The organism is Bacillus sp. L381 (assembly GCF_030284525.1).
GTDB lineage: Bacteria > Bacillota > Bacilli > Bacillales > Bacillaceae > Bacillus > Bacillus amyloliquefaciens.
On the sequence record NZ_CP127224.1, the window covers coordinates 2,137,117 to 2,148,441 of the forward strand.

The following is an 11,325-nucleotide window of genomic DNA, read 5'->3' on the forward strand; positions in this document are numbered from 1 at the left end:
GTTACATCGTCCCTTTCTCATTTAAATTAATGCGAGCAAACTACTGGGCTTTCGCAGAGCGGGCAAATGCCGCCAGCTTCTTTGAATGCCTGGTTTATCTCTGCCTGAGCCTTAGAAACATGTTCTTCGGCCTCTTTCATCACATCTTCTGACATAGAAATGAATGACCTACACTTATCGTAAGAGCTGACTAAAGATTTCAGATTGCTTAGAGATGCATTATTAGCTTCTAGGACTCTTAATAGAGCATGTCCTCTCCATAGGTCTCGGAACATTTCCAAACGCTCCTGCGACGCCCTGAGCTTATTATTTGAGGCTCTGTAATCCTCAGCTGTATTTGACAGTGTTTTTCGTGTATACAGACTTTCTTCTACAGAATGTAAGAGGCTATTCAGAGAATGTAAGTCACCTATACGTTGCAGTTTTTCAGCAGAATTATTTACGAGAAGGGTATATTTCGTGTATTCTTTGTATAAGCTATTTAACAAATGACCTTTCTCATGGCTGGTTACTACACCGGTTAGGATTTCGGTTGCCGCCGGAATCCCTGTAAGGTTGCTCAATACCGTGTCAGTCTCTTTAGCGGTTGCCGCCGCTTTTTGCAACTGACAATTCAAGTCCAGTAATCCTACTCGCTTATACTGGGCTTTTTCTATTTGTTCCAATTGCTCAGTTAGTACTGAGACAATTTGCAGTTTATCCAGTTTTTCCGTTACTGACCTGAATACTTCCAACTGATACGCGTAGGTTTCAAGAAAACCTTTTAATTCTGATAAGCGTTCAATCTTCCGCTCTGCTTCATCCAATACATATTGTGCTAACTCTAGCTGCTCCTTCGCTTCCTCTACACCTGCGTACTTTAACAACTCACCATTTATCTTTTCGATATCCTGCGTCGCTCTCGATCGTTCATTTCGAGCGGCGATTGTATCTTTATTCACTGACTTAACTGCCATGTCTACTGCTGCTGTTCCCGCCAGTTTCCCGAGGACTTTAGCTCCCGCGCTGGCTGTCTCACTTATTAGAAAAGGCGCGTCAAGCTGATACGCAAAGTTTAAGGTTGTCTCAAAATCCCCGAAGGTCTCTTTTCGAATCCCCAACGCAGCTGTTACTTCCTCTGGAACCTCGGATTTTTCAAATAAGCTACCCTCGTCATCTTCATTTTGTTGAAACAAATACGATGTCTTGCCTCTCCTACGGCGTTTCGTGATAACTTGTCCAGTATCGAGTGTGAGTGAAACCTCTGTTTCTCCTACAACCCTATTCAGAAAAGCCTCCCCTGCCGGTTCATTAAACGCTACCCATCTTACAGCCCTTAGAACTGCTGTCTTTCCACTGTCTGAAGGTCCTGTAATAACGTTTAATCCGTTAGATAACCCTATGTCTGATTCAATATGTGACTGAAATCCTTTAATTAGTATTTGTTTGACTGCTGTCATAATTGCACACCTCCATTTCAGAAAACTGTCGCGATTTCAGGCCAGCCAACCGAAGAATTATTGTGTGAGCGATAACGTAATCGTCAGCGTTCCCTGTTGTAAAAAGAAGCTTCGCCCTTTTACAAGCTTTTTTCACATCAGACGCCCTACAAAGCCTGCTTGCAAAAATCCTCTCCTGCCTCCTGTTAGAACCCCCACTCCCGTCGTTCAAAACTAATTCTCACCCCCTTTCAGTTACAACCACCTAAAAAAATTACACATTTTTCTAGGTTTTTTCATTTTTGTATTTACTTCATTACATAATGATGTTATTATTACGTTAACCAAAACGTATCTCGTATTTCGTACTTTTATTAAAAATATGATTTATTTTCATAAAAAATATCTTTAAGTGTTTTATACTCAAATGCGTTTATGGTAAATTTCTTAATAACGCTAGCCGTGCTTTACTGACAGCTGTACTTTTTGAAGCTTGTCACAAACGAGATCCCATAATTCAACAATTGGTTTAACACCGTCTCCCCAAAATTGGAGGATTTCAAGAGCTGCCTGAGGATCGTGTTTGGACAATTCACTGAGTTTATCCGGTAAGTGAGCACTTTTCCGAATCGTTTCAGGGTTTATTAAGTAATCAGGCATATTACACCCCTCCTTTCAAGACTACAGGTCTTAAAATGACTAAAAGAAAAATTATGACACGGTGTCATAATAAGACTCGTAAAACAAATATTCGACTGTCACTTTGAAGAACTTAGCAAGCTTGATCTTATGGACCTTATTGGGATCCTTTAAACCTAGCTCCCATTTACTAATCATAGTCTGGTGAACGCCTATAACATCTGCAAGTTCTTCTTGGCTCAGGTCAAAGTTCTTTCTAAGTTTGATTAGTCTCTTGTTTACCATTGACCACCAACCCTTTTTAAGACTACAGGTCTTACTTGGTGATTCTTATTTTATAAGACCTGTAGTCTTAAAGTCAACCTTTATTTAGCAATTATTTAGAAATTCTTTTTTTCGTTTCCGTATTTTGGACATTGAGGAGGTTTATACAAATGACACTGGGGGAGAAAATTAAGAAATTACGAAAGGAAAGAAACATGAGTCAGGGCGACCTTGCTGACTGCTTAGAAACACATCAAACCGCAGTATCACAGTTCGAACTAAATAAGAAGAAACCTTCCAGAGATACTTTGGTTAAGCTTTCTAAAGTCTTTGAGGTATCTGTGGATTATTTTATAGACGAAGAAAACCCACATTATAGTGAATCCGAGAAAAGCTTTGTCAACGAATACACGAAGCTATTCCCTTCAGAACTAAACTTGAAAGTAAGTGAGTTAGCCGAAGAGTACAAAACAAGCGACGATAATGAATCCATACTGACGAAGGAAGAGGCAGAAGACGCGGTCAAGTATATAAAGTACCTGCTCTCCCAAAGGAAAGACCGTTAGGTATCCCTATAAGAGACACAAATAATCACATAATAACGCTCACTATGCCTGTTTTGTAGCAGGCTTTATTATTTTTATACATAAATATTAATCCCTATAGGAGGTTCAAAAATGCGCGCAGCTCTTTACTATCGAGTATCCACAAAAATGCAAGAACATAAGTACAGCTTAAAAGCACAAAAACAAGAATTAAGAAAATACGCGGAATCCCAGAACTGGATAATTGCAAAAGAATTTAGAGACGTGGACTCCGGTGCAAAATTGGACAAGTCTGGGCTTAATGCTCTTCTTGATTTTGTGGAGGAAGGCGGCTGTGACGTTGTTTTGTGTATCGACCAAGACAGACTTAGCCGTTTAGATACCGTTTCATGGGAATTTTTAAAATCCGCACTCCGAGAAAATAACGTACGAATTGCTGAGCCAGGCAGCATAACTGATTTGGACAATGAAGACGACGAATTTATCAGCGACATCAAAAACCTGATAGCACGCCGGGAGAAGCGCGCTATTAATAGACGTATGATGCGGGGGAAACGTCAGCGCACGCGAGAAGGTAAAGGATGGGGAAAGACTCCTATCGAATATAATTACGACAAAAACACTGGAACATACAGTGTTAATGAAAAATGGTCTTGGGTTATCCCTTTCATCGATGATCTGTATCTAAATAAGGGCTACAGTTTCAAACGGATCGCCAAAGAGCTGAACAAAATCACTTTAACACCTACAGGTAAAAAATGGTCTGATACTGTTATAGCCTCTAAATTAAAAAATAAAGCGTATCACGGTGTCATGAGAAAAACTTTCTCTAATGGCGAAACTATTGAAATTGAGAATATTTACCCGAAACTCAGGAGTGCAGAGTCGTATGAGAAGCTTCAAGAAATGAGAGAACTGAAATACCAAAAAAAGACCCGTGAAAACGAGGTCCCTCAGTTGTTAAGACGTACGCATATGACATGCGGTCTCTGCGGGCGCAAATTGACAATACACATGTCGGGAACAAAAGAGTACGGAATACATTTTTATATCACGCACGGCCGACCAGAACGTCAAAAAGACGATTTTAAGTGCGATTTGTCTATCAATATGATTCGTGTTGAACAAAATATTGTCTCAGCAATTAAAAACATCATCAAGAGCGAGGAACTAGCAAGAGATCATATTCAAATGGATTTTGATGAAAGTGACGCGGTACGGCTTAGAGATGAAGTGAAAGCTGCGAAAAAGTCTTTAGCTGACGCACGTGAAAAAGTAGATCGTCTCCTCCCTCTTTATTTAGACGGAAAATTCCCAAAAGAGCAATTGGACAAGCAGCATGGTTTTCTGATGAATGAGATCACCACTCACGAAAAGAGAGTTAAGCAATTAAATGCACAATTATCAATCGTCGAATCGCAACAATTCAATTATGATTTAATTCTAGAGTATTTTAAGATTGCCGAGCGCTTTGACACTTGGTTGACACAAAACGAACAAATGGACATGATCGGTAAGCTGTTTCCACAGACTACTGTTTACTCGGATCATATCGTGATGGCCGGTGAGCTTCCTAACGGCGCTCCCTTGGAGATAAGCGTTAAAGTAGACCCAAACCCTTACGAGCGGCGAAATGCTAATCAGAAGGACAACAGAGACCCTTGGGGGAAATATCAAAAAATACAGCAATTGATGAAAGATAAGCCTGGTATACCGCAGTCAAAAATAGCGGCTGAATTAAATATCGCTCCAAGCACCATCGTAAGGTTACGAAATAAATACGGGGAATTCGAGAACCAGATAAAAGCGATTAAACACGATCCTGAGGGGAAAAGAAAGATTCTCGAGGAATATGTACAGAAGAACCCTAACGCGTCTCTACGTCAAATCTCGAGGGATACAAGGATGTCTACAACAACTGTACGTAGAATAAAAGAAAAATTCGATATGCAATAGGGGGAATTATATTCTTTTGGTGGGTAAGTGACTAAGTTTATTTTTTTAAATATCGTCGGCAGGGCGTTTACTGTCACGTCACCGAAATGTATGGCCGTTTTCCTTCTGCTGTCTGATCTGTCAATTTCCAGCACTTTCAGCTGCACCGCTAAATTGGCATCCGTATAATATTCGACATCGACTTTTCGCACATATGCTTTTTTGTGCTCCCAATCAAGCTTTTCAACCTGGTACTGAACTCCTTCATGAAGATAAATCGCTTCATCATGAAGAAGCGTCATCGCGCTGAAACGGTCCATTTCTCCGATGATTTTTACATCAGCCGTCTCTGACCGGTCAACGATGACCACGTTTTCCTGTGAGGCCGAACGGAGACTGATGTTTGAAGCAGGAAATGATTCGCTCGCCCAGTGATAGCGTTCACGGTTTTCGTGAAGGACGCCTTCTTCCTCTAAATACTCGAGAATATCTCTTGCATCATTTTCTCCGAATGTTTCATCGGCCCTGAAAGGCAGCTCATACGCAGCGCATTTCAGATGATCGACCAGTATAATGAGATTATCAGGGTTTATCCGTGCAGATTCAGGCGAGCGTTTAAAGAAATAATCAGGATGGCGCACAATATATTGGTCAATCGGATCAGAATTCGCCACCATTACAATCAGCGCCTCTCCCTGCCGCCGTCCGGCCCGGCCCGCCTGCTGCCATGCGCTCGCGACACTGCCCGGGTATCCCGTCATCACACAGACCTGAAGCTGGCCGATATCAACGCCGAGCTCCAGTGCATTTGTGCTGACAACACCGAGAATGCTGCCGTCTCTTAACCCCCGCTCGATTTCTCTTCTTTCTTTCGGAAGATATCCGCCGCGATAGCCTCTGACAGACTTCGCGCCCATTTCTTTTTTTACGATTTCCTGAATGTGGCTTAAAATAATTTCAACCCGGACACGGCTTCTTGCAAAAACAATCGTCTGAATCTTATTTTTCAAAAACGTTTTGGCAAGTTCGTTCACTTCCACGGTGGCGCTTTTTCGGATATGCAGCGGTTTATTCACAATCGGAGGGTTGTAAAAAGCAAAGTGCTTTCTTCCGCTCGGGGCACCGTTGTCGTCAATCAGTTTCACAGAATTTCCCGTCAGCTGCTCCGCCAATTCTCTCGGATTGGCGATTGTGGCGGATGTGCAGATAAATAACGGCGTGCTTCCGTAAAAAGCGCAGATTCTCATTAAACGGCGTATGACGTTCGCCACATGACTGCCGAATACGCCGCGGTACGTATGTAATTCGTCAATGACGATATATTTCAGGTTTTCAAACAGACTCACCCATTTTGTATGATGGGGGAGAATCGCTGAATGAAGCATATCGGGATTTGTAATGACAATGTGTCCGGCTTTTCTGACCTTCTGCCTGATGGCCGGAGAGGTATCGCCGTCATAAGTGAAGCTTTTGATGTCCATGCCCGTCTCATCTATGATTTCGTTCAGCTCGCTTTTTTGATCCTGCGCGAGCGCCTTTGTCGGAAATAAATAAAGCGCGCGGCTTGAGGAATCTTCCGCGATGGACTGGAGAACCGGAAGATTATAACACAATGTTTTTCCGGAGGCCGTCGGTGTGACGGCCACAATGCTTTCTCCGTTTTGAACCGTCTGAAAAGCGGAGTATTGATGTGTAAATAGCCGCTCGATCCCCCTCTTTTCGAGAGCCGCCCGGATTTTCGGGTCTACCTTATCCGGCATTGGCATGGTTTTCGCCTCCCGCGGTTCCTCTTCATGCCAATACACAATATTTTCATGATCTTTTAATTCCTGAATTAGTTCGCTCAGTGATTTTTTCTTCATCGTCCACACCTCTTTATGAGGTACAGTTTACCGAATATTTGTTTGCCTGGCTAGATGAAAATACTGCACAAGAAAAAAAGCAGGGAATCAGCCCCTGCCTACTTCATTTTTATCGTAAAAAGCTCTGTTTGTCCTTTTTTCGCTTCATTTGCGCCTGCAAATTGCAAAGGCTCAGCGGCATCACCGTTCATAATGACCATAGGGATGACGGTGCTGCTTGCTTTTTCTTTTATTAAATCCAGATTGCAGGTTAAAAGCAGGTCGCCTGTCTTGACTTTGTCTCCCTCTTTTACGTGCGCTTCAAAACCTTCGCCGTTCATGTTTACGGTATCTAAACCGACATGTATCAATAGTTCCGCTCCAGAAAGGGTGCGGATGCCGACAGCGTGTTTTGTATGAAACAGCTGAATCACTTCTCCCTCAACCGGTGAAACAATGTCTCCGTTTGCAGGTTCGACGGCGATCCCGTCCCCCATCATTTTTTGTGAAAATACGGGATCCGGCACTGAAGCCAAATCCATCACCGCTCCGTCAGCCGGAGAAAAAATCACTTCCTCGGCCGGCTTTTTCCGGCTGTCTCCCAATCCAAATAATTTTTTCAGCAATGTGTTGTGCTCCCTTCCTAAATCTGAATCCGTTACCAGTTTATTCTCCACTATTTAACCATACTTTCTTTTTTCCTTCAATTCTTAACCATACGGGATAACATCGCATAGTCTGTTGTAAAAAGGCGGTGGTCATATGGATCAAAATGAAAACGATAAACGTTATTTAGAAAGAAATGAAGACATCATCAGCCATGCGATGGATCAATTTTTTCAATCAGGCCCCTTCTCAGAATTGATGCAGGGCTTTCAGCATCTTGTCAATTCGGCTTTCACTGAAGCACAAGTGACGATTGACGTCAGGGAAGAGCCTTCGGGCCTCTCGGTTGACATCAGCATCCCTCAGACATTCCGTGACGGGGATATGCTGGTGGAAACGAAAGGACGCTATCTTCACGTGACCATTCGGCACGATCATAAGCAGGCGCATTCATCCCATATGTCTTCAAGCATGACAAGAACCGTTGTCCTCCCTTATGAAGTGCGTGAAGAAGATATGGAAACATCCTGGAATGAGCAGACGCTTACCCTCTTTTTCCCTAAAAAATAAGCATGAATGATGGATATCATTCATGCTTTTTATTTAAAGATACTGGTAAATCCTTTTACAAGCGATCCGACCTGGTTTACGGCACTTACCATCTGCCCCGTCGTATCTATCATTTTATTAAAATCAAACTGTCCGTTCGTCTTTTTAAACTGGGAGAGTATGCCTGAGAATTGGGAAGACTGCTGCTGATTCGGTCTGGGAACGGGGTAAGGATTCACGAATCCCGGCGGCCCCCCAGGCATGCCTGCCTGAGGAGGAGCGGGATTATACGGCTGCTGCATTTGACCGTATTCCTGATTCGGATAAAATTGCGGCGGAAACTGCCCTTGCTGATGATACTGCTGCGGATACGGCTGCTGCTGCAACGGTTGCTGCAACGGCTGAATCTGTTGCGGATAGAAATATCCCATTGGCTGCTGGTACATATTTTGATATGACTGCGCTCTCCATTGCATATGACATTCCCCCTGTTCTCACTAAGTTTCTTCTATATATGTATGAATTCCGCCTTGGTTATGTGCTTTCGGAGAGCCTCATCTTTGTCAAATGCTGTCGAAAGTCTTAATTTTTTAAAAACAGAAAAAAGTCGAATCGTTATGTTAACATAATCTCAACATACATGAGAGGGGATGCACCATTATGAACGTATCATACTTAAGAAAACGTTTTGCAGAAGTGAAAAAATATGAAACAGATTGTGCAGATAAACTGATGGACTTTGCAAAGTTTCTCTATATTCAAGGCCATCTCACGGCAACCGAATTTCGAAACAGTATGAAGGTTCTCGAAGCAAGTGGAGCAGAAAACCCGGCGTATGAATAACATACCCGCCCCCTTTATATAAAAGAAGGCAGCCATTTTCAGCTGCCTTCTTTTTCAATTTCATCTCTTAGTATACGAAGCGTATATAAAACAGATTCTGTTAAATCCTTGTATCTTTTTTTATGAATATGATGAACATATGATTGGAGCATCAGCTCTCCGAAATTTTCTGTAACGGCTTGAATTTGTGCATGATGAACGTATTTCGGACGGTTTTCCTGAATAAACGCAAGCGCTGCTTCAGTCCAAAACGCGCAAAGCCGGTCTTTTTTTTCAACGTCAGGTTTAATGATGTCAAAAAAATCATATGAACGGCCGGTTTCTTTTCCTTCCTGATACCTGATTTCGGCTTCAAGAGCCGCCTCTATCATTTGTTCTGTCAGTTCCAATAACGACTGTGTCTGCAAACGGACTCACCTCAGTACATATCGTACCAAAGTTTTTGCACAAAATCAGCTAATCCGGCAGGCTCTCGGCAAATCCTTTTTACGCCGGTCAGGCAAAAACAGATCATCAATACAAACATGAAGCTCGCGGGCCTCTTCTTCAAGGCGGGCAAGCCGTTCCTGCCTGATTTCTTCAGCTTCCGCCTGACAGGACTTAACTGCCTTGGTAAGCGTCTTTTCAGCGGCAGAAATCCGGACTTCGATATCAGAAAGCAGACGGAGAATATCGGCCTTACTCGTGTAAACAGACATTCATGTTCCTCCCTTTTCACTTGCGTCTCTCCGAATATAATTCTCGTTTTCATACCGCTCTCCTCTGCACATGACAAAACTAGAAGCAGTTCGGCAAACAAACAGAGATTATCCTAAAAGGCGGGCTTTTCGACAAAAAAGTGCCGCAAACTTTGTATGAACCGGCGCGTTAATGCAAACGATACAGTTGAGGAGGTGCCGTATGAAAACGAGACCGAAAAATGCAGGTAAACAGCAAAAAAATGAAGCAAAAACATCTGATACGCTTGATAAAAAATTAGGCGGCCCAAACCGCCCTTCCACGTAAGACACCAGAGCCCGAAACCGTTCGATGCGGTTTCGGGCTTTTTCATTTCTTCAGCCACTCTTTGACCGCGAAAAGCGCATGGAGCTCACGTCTTTTCTGTAAATACCAGTCGGTCAGTTCAAGCTGTTCCGGCATTTTCTCCTGTAAAAAAGCCCCTTTCCATAACCTTTTTTGAAACCAATCCGTCTTTTTGCCGTCTAATGAGTGGGCAACAATGGGATAGGTTGTCCTCAGCATCGGTGATGTTCTTTTTTTGATGCCGATCATTTTCTCCATATCAAAGCGAGAGCCGGTATGAGGAACGGTATCAAGAAATCGGTAAAAAGAAGCGTGAAGATCAGGTCTGAACAAAAGACGGGCAAGCTGTTTTCCAAGCGTAATTCTTTCTTCCGTTTTTGAAAACCGTTTGACGGAAATTCCGTATAAACATCCGTCAAATGAGGGAAATATCACCGTATTAAAGTGAAACCAATCACTTAAATAAAAAGGAATCGTGCCAAAAACATTCTTTTTAAACGAAGGATTTTGTATAATAGGTGCTTGGATAGTGTTTTGTTCATTTATAATAAGAGCATACATGAGCCGTTCCGTATCTCCGTCACGCCAAAAACGGAGCCATTCTTCCTGCATAAAAGCCGAGACGCGGAAATAAGGAAGATGGCGGAAAAGAGGTTCGCCGATTTGTTTTGACCACTGGTAGACCAGAAGCTGAGGATAGGCATCAGAAAAAATAAGCCAATTCGCCCTTTCATACGAGAGAAAAAACCAGTTTTTCTGCCTGCTGTCAAGGCCCTCCTGGTAGAGGATGCCTTTTAAATCAGTCATCGACCAGCCCGCATTGCGGGACACAAAGGATGCCAAAAGCGACCACTTGATCTCAGGGTGGCGGTCATAATATGCTTTATAGGCATTCGTCCGGGAAACGTTATCGGCATTTTTTCTTTTCGTCTCTTTTTCAATCTGGCGAAGAATGGCGGTTACGGTCTGTCGTTTATGCACGTTCATTCACTTCCGTCACTATTAGTTTGATAAGGAGGATGGAAAAAGTGATTCGGTATCCGAATGGAAAAACTTTTCAGCCGAACAAAACGGTTTCATCCCAAAACAGCCAGAAACGGTCCCATTCATACAGTAATCGCGGCATGACCCTCGAAGACGACCTGAATGAAACGAATCAATATTATCTGGCTAACCAAATTGCTGTCATTCACAAAAAGCCGACACCCGTCCAGATTGTAAACGTCCATTATCCGAAAAGAAGCGCCGCAGTTATTAAGGAAGCTTATTTTAAGCAGTCTTCGACAACCGATTACAACGGAATTTATAAAGGACGCTACATTGATTTTGAGGCAAAAGAAACAAAAAACAAAACGGCATTTCCCCTGCAGAATTTTCATGATCATCAGATTGAGCATATGAAGCAGGTAGTCAGGCAAGACGGCATTTGTTTTGTTATTATATCCGCTTTCGAAAAGGTTTATTTCCTCGAAGCCGACAAGCTGTTTGTCTTTTGGGAAAGAAAGGAGAATAACGGCAGAAAGTCAATTCGCAAAGACGAATTAGAAGATGCTTCCTTTCCGATTTCCCTTGGATACTCACCGAGAATTGATTATATTAGTATTATTGAACAGCTTTATTTTTCGCAGGAACAGTAGACTGAGCGAAAGGTTCATTAACGAA

At 42.6% G+C, this 11,325-nt stretch carries 14 protein-coding genes and 1 pseudogene; 6 read left to right on the forward strand and 9 right to left on the reverse strand.

Features of this window, described 5'->3' with window-relative positions:
- Positions 1–26 precede the first annotated feature (26 nt).
- From QRX25_RS10690 to QRX25_RS19775, 3 genes are all read right to left on the reverse strand, one after another.
- On the reverse strand, positions 27–1,439 hold the full coding sequence (locus QRX25_RS10690) for an AAA family ATPase (protein ID WP_212098266.1): 1,413 nt from the start codon (positions 1,437–1,439) through the stop codon (positions 27–29).
- Positions 1,440–1,874: 435 nt separating this feature from the next.
- Complete coding sequence (locus QRX25_RS10695; RefSeq protein WP_212098268.1) at positions 1,875–2,078, reverse strand: hypothetical protein; 204 nt, start codon at positions 2,076–2,078, stop codon at positions 1,875–1,877.
- Between the two features lie 51 nt (positions 2,079–2,129).
- The gene (locus tag QRX25_RS19775) at positions 2,130–2,342 is read right to left on the reverse strand and encodes a helix-turn-helix transcriptional regulator (protein ID WP_212098270.1); all 213 of its coding nucleotides are present in this window, start codon (positions 2,340–2,342) and stop codon (positions 2,130–2,132) included.
- Positions 2,343–2,491: 149 nt separating this feature from the next.
- Between QRX25_RS19775 and QRX25_RS10700 the strand changes: the two genes are divergently transcribed.
- Positions 2,492–2,887, forward strand: a complete 396-nt coding sequence (locus tag QRX25_RS10700; protein WP_212098272.1) for a helix-turn-helix domain-containing protein — start codon at positions 2,492–2,494, stop codon at positions 2,885–2,887.
- A 111-nt stretch (positions 2,888–2,998) separates the two neighbouring features.
- Positions 2,999–4,822, forward strand: coding sequence for a recombinase family protein (locus QRX25_RS10705; protein WP_212098274.1), 1,824 nt, complete (start codon positions 2,999–3,001; stop codon positions 4,820–4,822).
- 23 nt (positions 4,823–4,845) lie between these two features.
- On the opposite strand, the pseudogene QRX25_RS10710 reads toward QRX25_RS10705, so the two are convergent.
- Together QRX25_RS10710 and QRX25_RS10715 are read right to left on the reverse strand one after the other, a co-directional pair.
- Positions 4,846–6,663 (reverse strand): annotated as a pseudogene (locus QRX25_RS10710) (DEAD/DEAH box helicase); the annotation flags it as partial.
- 98 nt (positions 6,664–6,761) lie between these two features.
- Complete coding sequence (locus QRX25_RS10715; RefSeq protein ID WP_013352638.1) at positions 6,762–7,268, reverse strand: PTS sugar transporter subunit IIA; 507 nt, start codon at positions 7,266–7,268, stop codon at positions 6,762–6,764.
- 136 nt (positions 7,269–7,404) lie between these two features.
- Here QRX25_RS10715 and QRX25_RS10720 point away from each other — a divergent pair, with 136 nt between their 5' ends.
- Complete coding sequence (locus QRX25_RS10720) at positions 7,405–7,818, forward strand: Hsp20/alpha crystallin family protein (RefSeq protein ID WP_081309503.1); 414 nt, start codon at positions 7,405–7,407, stop codon at positions 7,816–7,818.
- A gap of 29 nt (positions 7,819–7,847) precedes the next feature.
- Here the strand turns inward: QRX25_RS10720 and QRX25_RS10725 are convergent, their stop codons facing one another.
- Positions 7,848–8,273 (reverse strand): YppG family protein, encoded by a 426-nt coding sequence (locus QRX25_RS10725; RefSeq protein WP_065981740.1) that lies wholly within the window; start codon positions 8,271–8,273, stop codon positions 7,848–7,850.
- A 184-nt stretch (positions 8,274–8,457) separates the two neighbouring features.
- Here QRX25_RS10725 and QRX25_RS10730 point away from each other — a divergent pair, with 184 nt between their 5' ends.
- The gene (locus QRX25_RS10730; protein ID WP_003153532.1) at positions 8,458–8,640 is read left to right on the forward strand and encodes a YppF family protein; all 183 of its coding nucleotides are present in this window, start codon (positions 8,458–8,460) and stop codon (positions 8,638–8,640) included.
- Positions 8,641–8,678: 38 nt separating this feature from the next.
- Here the strand turns inward: QRX25_RS10730 and QRX25_RS10735 are convergent, their stop codons facing one another.
- Positions 8,679–9,047, reverse strand: a complete 369-nt coding sequence (locus QRX25_RS10735; protein ID WP_212098276.1) for a YppE family protein — start codon at positions 9,045–9,047, stop codon at positions 8,679–8,681.
- 45 nt (positions 9,048–9,092) lie between these two features.
- Positions 9,093–9,338, reverse strand: coding sequence for a DUF5446 family protein (locus QRX25_RS10740; protein ID WP_045511092.1), 246 nt, complete (start codon positions 9,336–9,338; stop codon positions 9,093–9,095).
- A gap of 202 nt (positions 9,339–9,540) precedes the next feature.
- Here QRX25_RS10740 and sspM point away from each other — a divergent pair, with 202 nt between their 5' ends.
- Positions 9,541–9,645 carry an acid-soluble spore protein SspM gene (gene sspM / locus QRX25_RS10745; RefSeq protein WP_212098278.1) on the forward strand — a complete coding sequence of 35 codons (105 nt, stop codon included), beginning with the start codon at positions 9,541–9,543 and terminating at the stop codon, positions 9,643–9,645.
- 42 nt (positions 9,646–9,687) lie between these two features.
- Here the strand turns inward: sspM and QRX25_RS10750 are convergent, their stop codons facing one another.
- Positions 9,688–10,650, reverse strand: coding sequence for a DUF2515 domain-containing protein (locus tag QRX25_RS10750; RefSeq protein ID WP_212098280.1), 963 nt, complete (start codon positions 10,648–10,650; stop codon positions 9,688–9,690).
- 41 nt (positions 10,651–10,691) lie between these two features.
- Here QRX25_RS10750 and recU point away from each other — a divergent pair, with 41 nt between their 5' ends.
- On the forward strand, positions 10,692–11,300 hold the full coding sequence (gene recU, locus QRX25_RS10755; protein ID WP_014470057.1) for a Holliday junction resolvase RecU: 609 nt from the start codon (positions 10,692–10,694) through the stop codon (positions 11,298–11,300).
- Positions 11,301–11,325 lie beyond the last annotated feature (25 nt).

Bases quoted from the DNA above. Each gene is read 5' to 3' on its own strand.
- QRX25_RS10690 (WP_212098266.1), bottom strand. From the start codon at position 1,439: ATGACAGCAGTCAAACAAATACTAATTAAAGGATTTCAGTCACATATT.
- QRX25_RS10695 (WP_212098268.1), bottom strand. From the start codon at position 2,078: ATGCCTGATTACTTAATAAACCCTGAAACGATTCGGAAAAGTGCTCAC.
- QRX25_RS19775 (WP_212098270.1), bottom strand. From the start codon at position 2,342: ATGGTAAACAAGAGACTAATCAAACTTAGAAAGAACTTTGACCTGAGC.
- QRX25_RS10700 (WP_212098272.1), top strand. From the start codon at position 2,492: ATGACACTGGGGGAGAAAATTAAGAAATTACGAAAGGAAAGAAACATG.
- QRX25_RS10705 (WP_212098274.1), top strand. From the start codon at position 2,999: ATGCGCGCAGCTCTTTACTATCGAGTATCCACAAAAATGCAAGAACAT.
- QRX25_RS10720 (WP_081309503.1), top strand. From the start codon at position 7,405: ATGGATCAAAATGAAAACGATAAACGTTATTTAGAAAGAAATGAAGAC.
- QRX25_RS10725 (WP_065981740.1), bottom strand. From the start codon at position 8,273: ATGCAATGGAGAGCGCAGTCATATCAAAATATGTACCAGCAGCCAATG.
- QRX25_RS10730 (WP_003153532.1), top strand. From the start codon at position 8,458: ATGAACGTATCATACTTAAGAAAACGTTTTGCAGAAGTGAAAAAATAT.
- QRX25_RS10740 (WP_045511092.1), bottom strand. From the start codon at position 9,338: ATGTCTGTTTACACGAGTAAGGCCGATATTCTCCGTCTGCTTTCTGAT.
- sspM (WP_212098278.1), top strand. From the start codon at position 9,541: ATGAAAACGAGACCGAAAAATGCAGGTAAACAGCAAAAAAATGAAGCA.
- QRX25_RS10750 (WP_212098280.1), bottom strand. From the start codon at position 10,650: ATGAACGTGCATAAACGACAGACCGTAACCGCCATTCTTCGCCAGATT.